The organism is Acidovorax sp. 210-6 (assembly GCF_010020825.1).
Taxonomy (GTDB): Bacteria; Pseudomonadota; Gammaproteobacteria; order Burkholderiales; family Burkholderiaceae_C; genus Simplicispira; species Simplicispira sedimenti.
In genome coordinates, this window is sequence record NZ_JAACJE010000001.1 from 3,276,087 (window position 1) to 3,290,612 (window position 14,526).

General features: G+C 66.7%; 18 protein-coding genes and 1 other annotated feature. Of the genes, 14 read left to right on the forward strand and 4 right to left on the reverse strand.

Going from position 1 to position 14,526, the window contains the following annotated elements:
* Window position 1: 1 nt before the first annotated feature.
* The 5 genes from GWK50_RS15160 to GWK50_RS15180 are packed head-to-tail and all read left to right on the forward strand — an operon-like array spanning window position 2 to window position 4,323.
* On the forward strand, window positions 2–997 hold the full coding sequence (locus GWK50_RS15160) for a phosphatidate cytidylyltransferase (protein WP_162017200.1): 996 nt from the start codon (window positions 2–4) through the stop codon (window positions 995–997).
* A 58-nt stretch (window positions 998–1,055) separates the two neighbouring features.
* The gene (ruvC, locus tag GWK50_RS15165) at window positions 1,056–1,604 is read left to right on the forward strand and encodes a crossover junction endodeoxyribonuclease RuvC (RefSeq protein WP_162017201.1); all 549 of its coding nucleotides are present in this window, start codon (window positions 1,056–1,058) and stop codon (window positions 1,602–1,604) included.
* An 18-nt stretch (window positions 1,605–1,622) separates the two neighbouring features.
* On the forward strand, window positions 1,623–2,081 hold the full coding sequence (locus GWK50_RS15170; RefSeq protein ID WP_162017202.1) for a hypothetical protein: 459 nt from the start codon (window positions 1,623–1,625) through the stop codon (window positions 2,079–2,081).
* Between the two features lie 2 nt (window positions 2,082–2,083).
* Complete coding sequence (locus GWK50_RS15175) at window positions 2,084–3,907, forward strand: SPASM domain-containing protein (protein WP_197905023.1); 1,824 nt, start codon at window positions 2,084–2,086, stop codon at window positions 3,905–3,907.
* Complete coding sequence (locus GWK50_RS15180) at window positions 3,904–4,323, forward strand: hypothetical protein (protein ID WP_162017203.1); 420 nt, start codon at window positions 3,904–3,906, stop codon at window positions 4,321–4,323. The genes GWK50_RS15175 and GWK50_RS15180 overlap by 4 nt, the downstream gene beginning before the upstream one ends.
* Before the next feature lie 179 nt (window positions 4,324–4,502).
* On the opposite strand, the gene GWK50_RS15185 is transcribed toward GWK50_RS15180, so the two are convergent.
* Window positions 4,503–4,982: a hypothetical protein gene (locus tag GWK50_RS15185; protein WP_162017204.1), complete on the reverse strand. Its 480-nt coding sequence runs from the start codon at window positions 4,980–4,982 to the stop codon at window positions 4,503–4,505.
* Window positions 4,983–5,125: 143 nt separating this feature from the next.
* On the opposite strand from GWK50_RS15185, the gene GWK50_RS15190 reads away from it, so the two are divergent.
* A protein-coding gene (locus tag GWK50_RS15190) for an IS3 family transposase (protein WP_162014894.1) occupies window positions 5,126–6,360 on the forward strand; the annotation gives its coding sequence in 2 pieces (ribosomal slippage) (window positions 5,126–5,414 and window positions 5,414–6,360; 1,236 coding nt in all).
* Window positions 5,404–5,520, forward strand: a sequence feature (AL1L pseudoknot). (Overlaps the previous gene by 117 nt.)
* Here GWK50_RS15190 and GWK50_RS15195 read toward each other — a convergent pair.
* The 3 genes from GWK50_RS15195 to GWK50_RS15205 form a co-directional block, all read right to left on the reverse strand.
* Window positions 6,352–6,687 carry an RHS repeat-associated core domain-containing protein gene (locus tag GWK50_RS15195; RefSeq protein ID WP_162017205.1) on the reverse strand — a complete coding sequence of 112 codons (336 nt, stop codon included), beginning with the start codon at window positions 6,685–6,687 and terminating at the stop codon, window positions 6,352–6,354. The two genes, GWK50_RS15190 and GWK50_RS15195, sit on opposite strands and share 9 nt — an antisense overlap.
* Before the next feature lie 257 nt (window positions 6,688–6,944).
* A complete protein-coding gene (locus GWK50_RS15200) occupies window positions 6,945–8,078 on the reverse strand; it encodes an acyltransferase (protein WP_162017206.1) in 1,134 nt (377 codons plus the stop codon).
* 80 nt (window positions 8,079–8,158) lie between these two features.
* Window positions 8,159–8,605, reverse strand: a complete 447-nt coding sequence (locus tag GWK50_RS15205; RefSeq protein WP_162017207.1) for a type II secretion system protein N — start codon at window positions 8,603–8,605, stop codon at window positions 8,159–8,161.
* A gap of 65 nt (window positions 8,606–8,670) precedes the next feature.
* Here GWK50_RS15205 and gspG point away from each other — a divergent pair, with 65 nt between their 5' ends.
* From gspG to gspN, 8 genes are all read left to right on the forward strand, one after another.
* Window positions 8,671–9,111 carry a type II secretion system major pseudopilin GspG gene (gspG, locus tag GWK50_RS15210; protein WP_162017208.1) on the forward strand — a complete coding sequence of 147 codons (441 nt, stop codon included), beginning with the start codon at window positions 8,671–8,673 and terminating at the stop codon, window positions 9,109–9,111.
* Window positions 9,086–9,547 (forward strand): prepilin-type N-terminal cleavage/methylation domain-containing protein, encoded by a 462-nt coding sequence (locus tag GWK50_RS15215; RefSeq protein ID WP_162017209.1) that lies wholly within the window; start codon window positions 9,086–9,088, stop codon window positions 9,545–9,547. Before gspG ends, GWK50_RS15215 begins: the two co-directional genes overlap by 26 nt.
* Window positions 9,544–9,921: a type II secretion system minor pseudopilin GspI gene (gspI, locus tag GWK50_RS15220; RefSeq protein WP_162017210.1), complete on the forward strand. Its 378-nt coding sequence runs from the start codon at window positions 9,544–9,546 to the stop codon at window positions 9,919–9,921. Before GWK50_RS15215 ends, gspI begins: the two co-directional genes overlap by 4 nt.
* A 181-nt stretch (window positions 9,922–10,102) precedes the next feature.
* Complete coding sequence (locus tag GWK50_RS15225; protein WP_242455395.1) at window positions 10,103–10,765, forward strand: prepilin-type N-terminal cleavage/methylation domain-containing protein; 663 nt, start codon at window positions 10,103–10,105, stop codon at window positions 10,763–10,765.
* Window positions 10,762–11,721 (forward strand): type II secretion system minor pseudopilin GspK, encoded by a 960-nt coding sequence (gene gspK / locus GWK50_RS15230; RefSeq protein WP_162017212.1) that lies wholly within the window; start codon window positions 10,762–10,764, stop codon window positions 11,719–11,721. The genes GWK50_RS15225 and gspK overlap by 4 nt, the downstream gene beginning before the upstream one ends.
* A gap of 47 nt (window positions 11,722–11,768) precedes the next feature.
* Window positions 11,769–12,983 carry a type II secretion system protein GspL gene (gene gspL / locus GWK50_RS15235; protein WP_162017213.1) on the forward strand — a complete coding sequence of 405 codons (1,215 nt, stop codon included), beginning with the start codon at window positions 11,769–11,771 and terminating at the stop codon, window positions 12,981–12,983.
* Between the two features lie 8 nt (window positions 12,984–12,991).
* Complete coding sequence (gspM, locus tag GWK50_RS15240) at window positions 12,992–13,519, forward strand: type II secretion system protein GspM (protein WP_162017214.1); 528 nt, start codon at window positions 12,992–12,994, stop codon at window positions 13,517–13,519.
* Between the two features lie 29 nt (window positions 13,520–13,548).
* Window positions 13,549–14,358, forward strand: coding sequence for a type II secretion system protein N (gspN, locus tag GWK50_RS15245; RefSeq protein ID WP_162017215.1), 810 nt, complete (start codon window positions 13,549–13,551; stop codon window positions 14,356–14,358).
* Window positions 14,359–14,526 lie beyond the last annotated feature (168 nt).

Genomic DNA, 14,526 nt, shown 5'->3' on the forward strand with positions numbered 1-14,526 from the left:
GATGAATTCCTTTCTGCGCAGCCTCTCCACCACGCAGCAGATCGGTGCGCTGTTCCTGGTGGTCTTTGGTGTGCTCTCGCTCGTCACCATCTGGGCTTTTGTGCGCGGCCTGCGCGAAACGCCTGCGGGGGATGCCGACGCCGCCGCCGCACGCAAGGCCAAGGGGCGGCGCCTGCGCGGGCTTTTGCAGACTTCCTGGGCCATGGCCACGGTGTTCTGGGTCGGCTGGGTGCTGGGCGACACGGCAGCCACGGTATTGTTCGCGCTGGTGGCGTTTTTTGCGCTGCGCGAGTTCATCACGCTCTCGCCCACGCGGCGCGGCGACCACCGCAGCCTGGTACTGGCCTTCTTCGCCGTGCTGCCGCTGCAGTTCGTGCTGGTGGGCACGCGCCAGTACGACCTGTTCACGGTGTTCATCCCCGTCTACGTCTTCCTGGCGCTACCGGTCGTGAGCGCGCTGGCCAACGATCCCGAGCGCTTCCTCGAGCGCAGCGCCAAGCTGCAGTGGGGCATCATGGTCTGCGTCTACGGCATGAGCCACGTGCCCGCGCTGCTGCTGCTGGATTTTCCGGGGCGCGAGGGCCGGGGCGCCTTCCTGGTCTTCTGGCTGGTGTTGAGCGTGCAGACCTGCATGGTGGTGCAGCACCTGCTGGGGCGGCGCTTCCCGCACACGCCCGTGGCGCCCGCCGTGAGCCAGAGCTTTCAGTGGGCCAGTTGGCTGGCGGGCATCGCGGTCGGCGCCCTGGTGGGCGGCCTGCTCTCGTTCATCACGCCCTTCAAGCCCGGCCAGGGCCTGGGCCTGGGCCTGCTCGCCTGCTCGGCGGGCAGCCTGGGGCACCTGGTGATGAAGGCCCTCAAGCGCGACCGCGGCGTCACGAGCTGGGGCATGCAGGGCCAGGCCGTCACGGGCGCGGGCGGCCTGCTCGACCGCGTGGACGCGCTGTGCTTTGCCGCGCCGGTGTTCTTCCATTCCGTGCGCTGGTATTTTGGTTTATGAACAAATTGGCCTCTAGCGCCCGCACTTCAAGCGCAAGCAGCTATCAAATTAATAGCGAATGAGAATCCTTGGCATTGACCCCGGCCTGCAGACCACCGGCTTCGGCGTGCTCGACGTGGAAGGCCACAAGCTGCGCTACGTGGCCAGTGGCACCATACGCACCACGCAACTGGCGCTGGGCGACCTGCCCGGGCGGCTCAAGCTGCTGTTCGACGGCATCGGCGAAGTCGTCGCGCGCTACGAGCCCGACGTGGCCACGGTGGAAATCGTGTTCGTCAACGTCAACCCCCAGTCCACGCTGCTGCTGGGCCAGGCGCGCGGCGCCTGCGTCACGGCGCTGGTGGCGCGCAACCTGCCCGTGGCCGAGTACACCGCCCTGCAGATGAAGAAGGCCGTGGTCGGCCACGGCCGCGCGGCCAAGAGCCAGGTGCAGGAGATGGTGCGCCGCCTGCTTGACCTGCCCGGCCTGCCCGGCACCGACGCCGCCGACGCGCTGGGCCTGGCCATCACCCATGCGCACGCGGGCGCAGCCATGGCCAGGGTGGCGCAGGTCACCGACTTGCAGCGGCGCCAGCATGCGATGTACAAGGGCGGGCGAAGCTACTGACTCTTGCCCTGCATCCACATGCCTACGTCGTTTGCGCTCTTCAAATACCCCCACGGGGGCCGCCCGCTGATCGGCCCGGTGCGGCGCGGGGTGATGTATGGCGGTGCGGTGCTGGCACTGCTGGCCACGGTGCTGGCCTTCCCTGTGGGTGCGGTGCTTTGGCTGGTTCCGGTGGTGGCGCGGCTGTCGGCGGCGCGCTACCTGCAGATCGGGCCGCGCTACCTGCTGTGTGGCGACACGATTGTTTATTTTGGCAACGTGCAGCGCATGGTGCTCGCCAGAAGCGAGGGGCGCCTGTCCCTGTACGGCGCCGACAAGGGCAAGCCGCTGGTCATCGAGCGCAGCAAGTTTCCCACCAACGCGCGCAAGCCCGACAAGATCGCCAAGAACAAGGACACCAAGTTCGAGAAGGTCTCGGCACGCATCATCGAGGGCGTGCTCAAGGCCGCGCCCGGCACGCCGCTGGAGGAGGCCTGAGCATGGACGCAGCCGCTCACACGCGCACCTTCGAGCGCTCCATCCACCTGCTCTATGTGCCCACGCTGTGCTGCAACCTGAGCTGCAGCTACTGCTACCTGGGCAAGCAGACCAGTGAGGCCGCGCTCAAGCGCGACGCCGAACGCGCCGTGCATACGCTGCGCCATACGCTCGATGCGTTGCGCGCGGCCGGCGTGCTGGCGTTCAACGTGTCGCTGCACGGCGGCGAGGTGACCACGCTGCCGCCCGAGGTGCTCGACACCTTGTTCAGCACCATCCGCGCGCACTACCGCGAGCATTTCGACGCACTGAACGCCTTGGGGCACCGCAAGTCGGCGCCGCATATCAAGACCAACCTGTTCAAGTTTGCGCCGCTCTACGCACTGTTCGACCGGCACAAGGTGTCCATCAGCGCCAGCATCGACCTGCCGCTGGCCCTGCACGAGCGCCACCGCACCACGCGCGGCGGCACCGGCTGGCTGCCGCGCACGCTGGAGAACATCCGCCTGCTGGCACGCTACCCGCACGCCAAGAAGATCTCCGCCACGCTCAGCAGCGAGCATTTGCAGGACATGCAGGCGCTGGTGGACGACATCTGGTTCATCCACCGCGAGCTGGGCTTCGACATGAACCAGTTCAACCTGATGTTCGCCTTCGGCTCCGAGCTCAACCGCGCTGCCAAGGGCGAGGCCGTGCTCACCCCGACCACGCCCGAGCAGCAGCAGCGGCTGTACGACACGCTGCACGCTGCCTTCCTGGGCACCGAATTGGAGGAAGGCCTGCGCCGCCATTGGTTCGACGAGTTCACGCCCGGCTACTGCACCAACGCCGCCAACTGCGGCGAGCGCTTCTACCTGCTGCAGAGCGACGGCTCGGTGTACTCCTGCGTGCGCGGCCAGGGCATTCCGGAATTCCGCTACGGCAACGTGTTCGAGCAGCCCATCCTCGACATCCTGGACAACGGTGCGCGCAAAATCCGCGCGGTGCACCAGGCGCACGGCTTTGACAGCGCCTGCCAGGGCTGCGGCCACCTGTCCACCTGCCACACCGGCTGCCCGGTAGTGAAGCACCAGAACCACAGCGGCCGCTCCTACACCTGCGGCCTGCAAAAGCGCATCTACGCCGACGCCCCGCTCACCTACCCCGCCGACCCGCCCGACGTACAGCAGGATTACGCGCAGCAGTACCAGCTCGCCACGCACCCCGGCCTGGCCTTCGCGCAGCCCGCAGCCCGCCCCACCACGCGCCGCCTGGTGCTGCCCAACGACCTGGGCGATGAGAAAAACACCCTGCCCGCCCTCATCGAGGCCGACCCGGTGCTGCAGGCGCTGTTCGATGGCAGCGCCTTCGTGCTTGAAGTCAATGGCGAGGCCATCGCGCTGGAATCGCAGTTGCTCAAAACCCAGCGCAGCCTGCACACCCTGGTGCCCGGCGACCGCGTGCGGCTGCACCTGCGCCGCGACCTGCTGGCGCAGAACTGCCCCGAGGCCGTGCGCAACACCATTTACCTGCAAATGCTGCGCGACACGCCCGTGGTCTATGGCGACGAACAGCGCACCAAGCAGGCGCATGTGTTCACCTACCAACTCTACGCCGACTTCCTGCAGCCCAGCCTGCTACGGGGCGAGGAGTTTGCGCAAGTGGACCTGTCGGGCCTCATCGAACTGCACCGCGCGCACTACCAGCGCGGCGTGCTCAACAACCTGTTCGTGACGACCTTCTTTTTGCGCGAATACCACTACCAGAAGCAGAAGGCCAACGCCTTCTACCATGTGCAGACGGCCAACCTGCCGTTCCAGAACTTTGAATTCCATTTCCTGCCATGAACACCAACGACCTGCAGCGCACCGCCTACACCGTGGAATGCTTTCTGAACGCCCTGCGGCTGGAAGACGGCCCCGCGCGCACCCAGGTCGAAGAACCCCTGGTGCGCTGGTTGGCCGACAGCGCACGCGGCAAGCAAGACCACCTGATCTACCAGGAGGGCCGCATCACGTGCCACGCGGGGGGGAAGGTGGTGCAAAGCTACGACGTGCCGCAGGCACGCCAGATCCAGACCCTGTGGTGCAACAGCGCCAAGCTCTCGGCCATCGACAGCGGCGCCTACAGCCGCAATGCGCAGTTGGTCATGCTGGGAACCGCCGGGTTGTTCCTCACCCTGCCCGGCCAGCTACCGGCCAAGGAACGGGACAAGGGACGCAGCAGCAATAACAACAATAACAATAACAATAACAACGGGTGATGGGGTAGCTGGCACGGCAAGGCCAGTACTTCGCCAACTCCTCCAGCATGCAACGCTGGCGCTGATCAGTCGTCCGGGTTAAATTGACCTCGAAAGCGGCTCGGATTCAAGACACCCCACGAGGTGTTTCACGCCTCGTTAAACCGTGTTGCACTTCGTACTTGAATCCGCCAAAAACGCTATCGCCAGTTGGCAATGATTTCATCGTATTCAAGGAAGTCAGTCACGCCGACCACAGCGGCTTCCACAGCGCGCCGAGAGAACAGGCCTTCAATCCGTTCGCACAGATCATCCAATCGGCTGGCATTGACCCGCCAACCTTTTGGATCCTCGAAGAATTTCAGCAGATGTAGTGACCCATCCCCCAGCGTTTCAACAGTCATGGCCTCCGCTGACAAGTCCTCAAGACTGACACCATGCCGTGCAAGCAGGCCATCGGAAAGCAATGCGTACCAGTACACGCCTGGAATATATTTATCCAGCTTGCGACCTATCCAGTCTTCGATGTGGTTCTTGCCAAGGGTTATGTAATACCGGTTACGGTGCTTGTACTCATCGTATTCGCACGCATAGCCGAATACTGGCTTGTGGTCGGACAGACAGCGGAACAACGCCAAGACCAAGTCGCTTGACAGCTCCTCGGGCAAGTACAAGGTCACTGAGGCATATCCCACTGTCGGTATCGAGACATCAATGCATGTCTTGTTCTCGGCATATAGGAAAAAACCAATAGCATTTCTTTTCAGGAAGGTTGAACCGCCCCGGGTTTTGAGGAGGCTCCAACACTTGAGAAGATGGAGCTATGAACAAGTCACCGAAGTTCTCCCCGGAAGTGCGCGAGCGCGCCGTGCGCATGGTGCAGGAGCACCGAGCCGACTACCCGTCGCTGTGGGCAGCGATTGAATCGATTGCCCCCAAGATTGGCTGCGTGCCACAGACCTTGAACGACTGGGTCAAGAAGGCCGAGGTCGACAGCGGCCAGCGCCCCGGCACCACCACCTCGGATGCGCAGCGCATCAAGGAACTGGAGCGTGAGGTCAAAGAATTGCGCCGGGCCAACGACATCCTGAAGACGGCCAGCGCGTTTTTCGCGCAGGCGGAGCTCGACCGCCGACTCAAGTCGTGAAGGCCTACATCGACCGCCACCGTGATGACTACGGGGTCGAGCCCATCTGCCGGGCGCTGCAGATGGCCCCGTCGTGTTACTGGCGCCACGCAGCCCGGCAACGCAACGCGCAACTGCGCAGTGCACGCGCCCAGCGTGACGAGGGTTTGAAGGCCGACATTCAGCGCGTGTGGCACGCCAACTGGCAGGTCTACGGAGCCGACAAGGTCTGGCTGCAGATGAACCGCGAGGGCATCGTGGTGGCGCGCTGCACGGTCGAGCGTCTGATGCGTGCCATGGGCTTGCAAGGGGCACGCCGTGGCAGGGCGGTGCGCACCACCACGCCGGATACCTCGGCCCCGTGCCCGCTGGACCACGTCAACCGGCACTTCCATGCCAGCCGTCCCAACGAGCTATGGGTGTCGGACTTCACCTATGTCTCCACCTGGCAAGGCTGGTTGTATGTGGCCTTTGTGGTGGATGTGTACGCTCGGCGCATCGTGGGCTGGCGCGTCAGTCGCAGCATGCAGACGGACTTCGTGCTCGATGCCCTGGAGCAGGCTCTGTACGAACGCCAGCCAGCGGCCCATGTCTTGACGCACCATTCCGACAGGGGCAGTCAGTACGTCAGCATCCGCTACACCGAACGCTTGGACCAGGCGGGCATACAACCTTCGGTGGGCAGCAGGGGAGACAGCTATGACAACGCGCTGGCCGAGACCATCAACGGTCTGTACAAGGCCGAGTTGATTCACCGCCGGGGACCTTGGAAGACCAGGGAATCCGTGGAACTGGCCACCCTGCAATGGGTGCACTGGTTCAACCACGTCCGACTGCTCACGCCGATTGGGGGCATCCCTCCGGCAGAAGCTGAGGCAAACTACTGGAGGCAACTCGCCGCCAGCGACACCTCGACAAAGGTGTCAACTTAAACCAACCGGCCTCCTCGATACCCGGGGCGGTTCAGGCTGCTCGGGCACGATGTCCACCGGGTCCATGCCCGTAAAGCGCCCCACCAGCGGCATGTAGTACCGCGCACCCATGTAGGTCAGCCCTGTGTCTTCTTCGTGCGGCTTGCCCGTGTACCACAGCCGGCTGCCTGCGCTGGCGGGTGCCTGTGCCTGGCGCTGGCCGTAGGGCAGGTAGTTTTCCTTCCACACTACCGCCCCGCTGGCGTTGGTGGCCAGTTGCGCTGTGCCTGCAATGTCGTTGTGGAAGTAGGTGACCGTTTCTGCCGCAGGCGCCGCCACCGTGGTCATGGTTTCCGTGACTGTGGTGCTGCCTCCTGCTCCGGTGGCCCTCTAGGTGCAGGTGGAGGGCGCTAGAAAAGCACCCTGGCGGGTATCCAAACCTACAGCCACCTTACCCGGTGAACGATGCTGGGAGCGACTGGCCTACTGCTCGCGCGTCCCAACCCATGACCAAGGAAAGTAAGAGCGCAGCAGCAAGGCAATAACGAGGGTAAGGTGGCTGGCCGATTACAACCCCATCATGCGCGTTGATGGCGCTTACGGACTCACTCCTTTGAACGGGCAAGCAACCAGCGATGAATGGGGCGCTCTGCCATTGAGTAGGCAGCCCAGGCAAGCATCGCAGATGCAACGAAATACATTCCCATTGCAAATACAGGCCACTCAATGATCCATGCATTCAATTGAGGGGACTGCCCCAATTGGGCGTTCATACCGTTGAGCACCAGGGGATGCCACAAATACCATTGGTAGCTGATAGCCGAAACAAATCCCACCACGGATGCCGCTGCCTTGTTGTTGAACCACCCGCTGCGCAGGATCCAGAACGCCAAACAAACCGACGCCAAAGGTGGGGCTGCAATCAGCATGAGCAAAGCCATCAAACTCAGTGGATGACTTAAATTCGCCTGATCGATGCGCAAGCTAGGAACAAAAACTGCACAGATCAGCGGCATGGCAACCGTTGCGGCCAACCCAATCATAGGAGCCCACCGCCATGAACGGTTTTCAATATGCGCGCGAAAAAGCAACCCTCCCAAACAAAGCGCCAAGAAATTGAACGAGCTTGACTGATAGACATTCAAAGCCGACAGGAGTCGCTCTGCATGCGTTGGGACCGTGTGCAAAAGATACGCAAGATGCCCAAAAAAACTGAGCACTCCAACGAGCGCAAGGCCCAACGGGCTAAGCCACCGAAAGCCAAAGGCAAACAGAACCGGCGCCAAGAGATAGAACTGAATTTCGACAGCGAGACTCCAAAGATGCCCCGACATACGCGACGACAAGACCACTGAAGTATTGTGAAACGCCAATATATGCTGAAGCCACACATCCGCTTCATCCACTCTAGCCAACAGACCAAACACCAGCACCGCCAGTAGATAAGTGGGATATATCTTGGCGAACCGATGCCAATAGAACGTGCGAATAGGCATTCCTCCGGCAAGTTGCCGCGTGATCAGGAAGCCACTCAAAACAAAGAACAATGGCACGCCAAAGTTTGTCGCAATCATCAGCCACTTGATTTTTCCAAGAGGCCCTTGCATGTCTGGAGCCAAGTCCATCGCACCGTGGGAAAACACCACATGGAGGATGGCCACGGCTCGCAACGCATCCAACCCTGCCAGGCGGGAGGCTGAAACCATTCGTGCGGACGGAACAGAAAAAGTAGTGACCATCGCAGTATGACAAACTGACGCAAGCTATTCAGGTATTCAAGAGCAACGGTTTCCCGATGGGCCCTGGCCCTATCTAACGCTCACTTGCGCACCGGCATCTCCAGCGTCACCGTTGTGACACCCTCCTGCCCAGCCCCCAATCGGGCCTGGCGCGGGCCCAGCGACTGCAGCACCAGCCCGGCATCCACCGTGGCGCCCACGCGGTAGGGTTTGGCGGGTTTGCCGTCCACGGCGATGAGGGCGGCGCCGCTGCCGCCCTGTTGGCCCGCCAGCACGCCCACCAGCGCAAAGCGGCTGGAGACAGGCGCTGCAGCGGCCTGGGGCGTCTGCGCGGTCACCGCGCCCAGCAGCCGGGCCATGGCCTGCATGTCAGCAGCCACGGGGGCGGGGGCGGCAGTGGGCGCAGGCATGCCGGGGGGGCGTGCCGTCAGGCGCAGGCCCCAGTAGGCCACGCTGGCGGCGGCCAGTGCCCAGATGGCCAGGGTGCCCAGGCGCACGCCCCAGGGTTGGTGTGATCGGGTCTGCATCGCGCGATTATGATTCAGCCGATGCACGGGATGGCCCGTGGCCCTTCTTCAACCGCCTGCCGACCATGAACCTTTCCGACTCTTGCGCACGCCGCACGCTGGCCCGTGGCTTCACACTGATCGAGCTGATGGTGGTGCTGGTCATCATCGGCGTGCTGGGTGCGCTGATCGTGCCCAACGTGCTGGACCGTGCCGATGACGCCCGCGTGACTGCTGCGCGCACCGATGTGACCAATCTGATGCAGGCGCTCAAGCTCTACCGGCTGGACAACCAGCGCTACCCCACGGCCGATCAGGGCCTGCAGGCGCTGATTGCCAAGCCCACCTCGGGCCCACAGCCACTCAACTGGAAGCCCTACCTGGAAAAGCTCCCCAGCGACCCCTGGGGGCGCCCCTACCAGTACCTCAGCCCCGGCATCAAGGGCGAGGTGGACGTGATGTCCTTTGGTGCCGACGGCCAGTCCGGCGGCGAAGGCAAGAATGCCGACATTGGCAGCTGGCAGTAAGCCGCTGTGGCGCCCGCAGCGGCTGCGGGGCTTCACATTGCTGGAACTGCTGGTGGTGCTGGCCATTGTGGGCCTGGCGATGGCCGGCGTGGCCCTGGCGCTGCGCGACAACGGCGGCGCCCTGCTGGAGCGCGAAGGCGAGCGCCTGGCCGCGCTGCTGGAGGCGGGCCGCGCACAGTCACGCGCCAGCGGTGTGGCGGTGCGCTGGCGTGCCGATGGGCAGGGGTTCCACTTCGACGGCCTGCCCGAGAAGACGCTGCCCACGCAATGGCTGGACGCACAGACCCAGGTGCGCGGCACGGGGCAGTTGTGGCTGGGCCCCGAGCCGCTGATCGGGCCGCAGCAAGTCACCCTGGCCCACCCTTCCTGGCCCGAGCGCAGCGTGCGCGTGGCCACCGATGGGCTGCGCCCCTTCACTCTGGAGTCGGCACCTTGAGCGCCCGCTCGCGTCCGGCGAAGGCACAGCGCGGCTTCACGCTGGTGGAGGTGCTCACGGCCCTGGCCATCGTGGCAATTGCCTTGCTGGCGGGCTCCCAGGCCAGCAGCGCGCTGGTGCGCAACGCCCAGCGCCAGTCCGATGTGCTGCTGGCCCAGATCTGCGCCGAGAACGCGCTGATCGCCACGCGCCTGTCGCGCCAGATGCCGCCGATTGGCGACACCACGCAGCCCTGCGACCAGGCGGGCCGGGGCTTGCTGGTCAACCTGGTGGTGCGCCCCACGCCCAACCCGTCGTTCCGCCGGGTGGATGCGCAGGTGTTCGACGACTCCCAGCCCGTGCTTCGTCTCTCCACCATCGTGGGTCGCCGCTGATATGGCACACCCCCCTGTGGCGCTACGCGCCTTCCCCTCGCTCTCGCAGCGCTGCGCGCTGCGGGCAGGGGGCCGCTCCCAGCGCCCGCACGTGGGAATACTGGCGGCCCTTGCGCGGGAGCCCTGGCCTAGGCCCTGCCGGTGTCATGCGTTGCGGGCAACACCTACGCGGAATGGAAGTTTGTTGAGCGCACGCGGGTTCACGCTGATCGAGCTGCTGGTGGCCATTGCCATCCTGGGGCTGGTGGCCATTTTGAGCTGGCGTGGGCTGGACAGCATGGTGCGCACGCAGACGCACACGCGCGAGCGCAGCGAGCAACTGTTGACGCTGCAGGCCGCCCTGGGGCAATGGAGTGCTGACCTGGACGCACTGCTGCCCCTGGCGCACACGGTGCCCATCGACTGGGACGGCCAGGTGCTGCGCCTGACGCGCCGCAGCCCGGTCGATGCGGGCGAAGGCGCGTTGGTGGTGGCCTGGGCGCGGCGCAATGTGCAGGGACAGGACCAGTGGCTGCGCTGGCAGTCTGCCCCCCTGCGCACGCGAGGAGCCTGGTCACAGGCCTGGCTGCAGGCCGCCCAATGGGCGCGCAACCCGGCCGATGTTGACCGGCGCAACGAAGTGGCCATCCTGCCCCTGAGCGACTGGCGCGTGTTCTATTACCGGGGCGACGCCTGGAGCAACCCGCTGTCCAGCCCCGGCACACCGCCAGCCGACCTGAGCGCCGTCGGCGCGCTCATCCCCGACGGCGTGCGCCTGCAACTGGATTTGCCCGGCGGCGCTGCCCTGGGCGGCACGCTGGTACGCGACTGGGCCAACCCCCTGCGCGGCGGAGGCAAGTCATGAGCCCACGCGCCCGCTGCCGACAAGGCGGCGCCGCACTGCTGGCGGCCATGCTGACCGTGACCCTGGTGGCCACCTTCGCTGCCACGGCGCTGTGGCAGCAATGGCGCAGCGTGGAGGTCGAGGCGGCCGAGCGCACGCGCATCCAGTCCGCCTGGATCCTGATCGGCGCGCTCGACTGGTCGCGCCTGATCCTCATCGAAGACAGCCGCGCGGGCGGCGCCGACCACCTGGCCGAGCCCTGGGCCGTGCCACTGGAAGAGGCGCGCCTGTCCACCTTTCTGGCGGCAGACCGCAACGTGACGCAGATCGACGATGCAGGCGGCGGCGAAGAGGCCTTCCTCTCGGGCCAGATCATCGACCTGCAATCGCGCCTGAACTTGGCCAACCTGGTGAGCGGCGACACCGTCAACGAAGCAGCGTTGGCCCAGTTCGAGCGCCTGTTTGCCCAATTGGGCCTGCCACCGGCCGAACTCACGGCCCTGGTGCAGGCCCTGCGCCAGGCCCAGGCACCGGGCAGCGAAAACACCGACGCCCCGCTGATGCCGCAGTCCCCCAGCCAACTGGCCTGGCTGGGCCTGGCGCCGCGCACGCTGGCATTGCTGGCACCACACATCACGCTGCTGCCCGAGCGCAAGCCGGTCAACCTCAACACCGCCGGGGCCGAGGTGTTGATGGCCACCCTGCGTGGCCTGGACCGCGCGGGCGCCGACCGGATCATGGCGGTGCGCCAGATGCAGCCCTTCCGCTCGGTGGACGATGTCAAAAAGCTGCTGGGCGAGCAGATCGAGGTCAGCGGCAGCGAGCATGGCGTGGCGTCCAGCTATTTTGAAGTGCACGGCCGCCTGCGCATGGGGCCCACGGTGGTGCAGGAGCGCTCGCTGGTGCGCCGCATGGGCCTGGAGGCCACCACCGTCTGGCGCGAACGCACGGGGGCGCGGGTACCGGGCATGTCCTGAGCAGGCCGGACATACACGCCCCCTACAATGGCCCGCGAACTTTTTCCATGAGCACCCTCGTCCTTCACCTCCCCCTGGCGCGCAATGGTGGCGCCACCGAATACCGCTACACGCTCAGCGCAGACGGCCACCAGGCCACGCGCCACGGCACTGCGGCCGCCAGCACGCTGCCCGCCGTGGGGCGCGCCAGCGAGATCGTGGCCCTGGTGCCGGTGCGCGCGCTGTCCTGGCAGCGCGTGACCTTGCCCCCCGGCGTGGGGCCGAACAGCCCGCGCCTGCGCAACGTGCTGGAAGGCCTGCTCGAAGACCGCCTGCTGGACGACCCCGCACAACTGCATTTCGCGCTGGAGCCCGGCGCACGCCCCGGCGCCAGCGCCTGGGTGGCCGTTTGCGACCGCGCCTGGCTGCGCGACGCACTGCAGGCCCTGGAGGCCGCGGGCCGCCCCGTGGCCCGCGTGGTGCCCGAGCTCGCCCCCGGCGCCACCGACGCCGTGCTGGTGCTGGGCACCTGCCCCGAAGACGCCCTGCTGGCCGCCACCCCCGGCCCCGACCAGGGCGTGGTGCTGCTGCCCCTGGCTGCGGCCAGCATGGCCCTCACCGGGCTGGACGCCGACCCACCCCCGCCCCTGGTCGCCGAACCCGCCGTGGCCGCGCTGGCCGAACAGGCCCTGGGCCGCAGCGCCCAACTGCAAACCGAACACGAACGCGCCCTGCTCGCAGCGCGCAGCCCCTGGGACCTGGCCCAGATGGACCTGGCCAGCAGCGGCCGCACCCGCACCCTGCGCAAAGCCGGGAGCCTGGCAGGCCAACTGCTGCGCGCGCCCCAATGGCGTGCGGCCCGTTGGGGCGCCGCCGTGCTGCTGCTGGCGCACCTGGCCGGGCTCAACGCCTGGGCCTGGCAGGAACGCCAGATGCTGGCCGCCAAGAAAGCGGCTGCACACAACGCCCTCACGCAGACTTTCCCGCAGGTCAAGGTAGTGGTCGATGCCCCCCTGCAGATGGAGCGCGAACTGGCCCAGTTGCGCCAGGCCGCAGGAGGTCTGGCGCCGCGCGACCTGGAGGTTTTGCTCGCCGCCGCCGCCCAGGCCCTGCCCGCACAGGCACAGCCCAGCGCCATCGACTTTGGTGCAGGCGAACTGCGCCTCAAGGGCCTGAACCTGACCGAGACCGACCTGGCCGACGCCCAGGCCCGTGCCCGCGCCACCAGCCACCAGCTGCGCCTGGAAGACGGCACCCTGATCGTGCGCGAACAAGCCCAATAAGCCCCCCCATGACCCGCACCGCATCCTCCGCCTCCGCCCTGCAAGCCGCCTGGAACAAGCTGGCCCCGCGCGAGCAAACCCTGGTGAGCGCCGCCGCTGCCGTGGTCGGCCTGGCGCTGCTGTGGTGGCTGCTGCTGGCCCCTGCGCTGCACACGCTGCGCAGCGCCCACACCCAGCACGCCAAGCTGGACGCCCAGTTGCAGCACATGCAGGCGCTGGCGTCCGAAGCCCAGCAACTGCAGGCCCAGCCCCGCACCAGCCCGGAAGACGCGGCGCGCGCACTGCAGGCATCGGTCACCGCCACCCTGGGTGCAGGCGCCAAACTGGCCCTGTCGGGCGACCGCGCCACGCTCACGCTGCAAGGCGTGCAGGCCGACGCCCTGGCCAACTGGCTGGCCCAGGCCCGCAACAACGCCCGCGCCGTACCGCAAGAGGCCCACCTGACCCGCAGCGCCAACCCGCGCCAGGGCAATGGCGCGCCCACGCCCACCGTGCGCTGGGACGGCACCCTGGTGCTGAGCCTGCCCACCCGTTGAGCCGCACCGTGCCCAGCCGTCCATCCCCCATGCACCGCCCGCCGCGCACCGCACGCACGGCCGACACCGCCGCACAAACGCCCTGGGGCTGGGCGCTGGCCGGTGCCCTGGCCGGGGTGCTGCCCGCCCTGCTGGCCTTTGCACCGGCCCACTGGCTGGCAACTGCGGTGGGCCGGGCCAGCGGCCAACAGATCCAGTTGCAAGCACCCAGCGGCACGGTATGGACGGGCTCGGCCCAACTGGTGCTGACCGGCGGCCCCGGCAGCCAGGACCGCGCCGCGCTGCCCGCGCGCCTGCACTGGCGCCTGCGCCCCACCTGGGGTGGCCTGCGCGCCGAGTTGCGCGCCGACTGCTGCACCCCCACCCCGCTGCTGTTGCGCCTGGGCCTGCGCTGGGGCGGCGCCCGCGTGGCGCTGGCCGATGGCCAGAGCCAGTGGCCCGCCGCCGTGCTGACCGGCCTGGGCACCCCCTGGAACACCTTGCAGCCGCAAGGCCAGCTCCTGCTGCAAACCACGGGCCTGCAGGCCGAATGGGCGGCGGGCCGCCTGGCAGTGGCAGGCAGCGCGCAGCTCGACGCGCTGGCCATGTCCTCGCGCCTGTCCACACTCAAGCCCATGGGCAGCTACCGCATCACCCTGCAAGGGGGCGAGGCGGTGGCGTTGCAACTGCAAACGCTACAGGGCGACCTGCAACTCACTGGCAGCGGCCAGTGGGTGGGCCAGCGCCTGCGCTTTGCCGGAGAGGCCAGCGCCACGCCCGAGCGCGAGGGCGCCCTGTCCAATCTGCTCAACATCATCGGGCGGCGCAACGGCGCGCGCTCGCTCATCACGCTGGGTTGAACCTGAAATGAGACACCCCCCTGCGTCGCTTCGCTCCTTCCCCCCGCTCTCGCAGCGCTGCGCGCTGCGGGCAGGGGGACGCTCCCGGCGCGGCGGGGCGGCCCTTGCGCGGGAGCCCTGGCTTGGGCCGCGCCCGTTTCATGCGATGCGGGTGACGCGCAGCGCTAT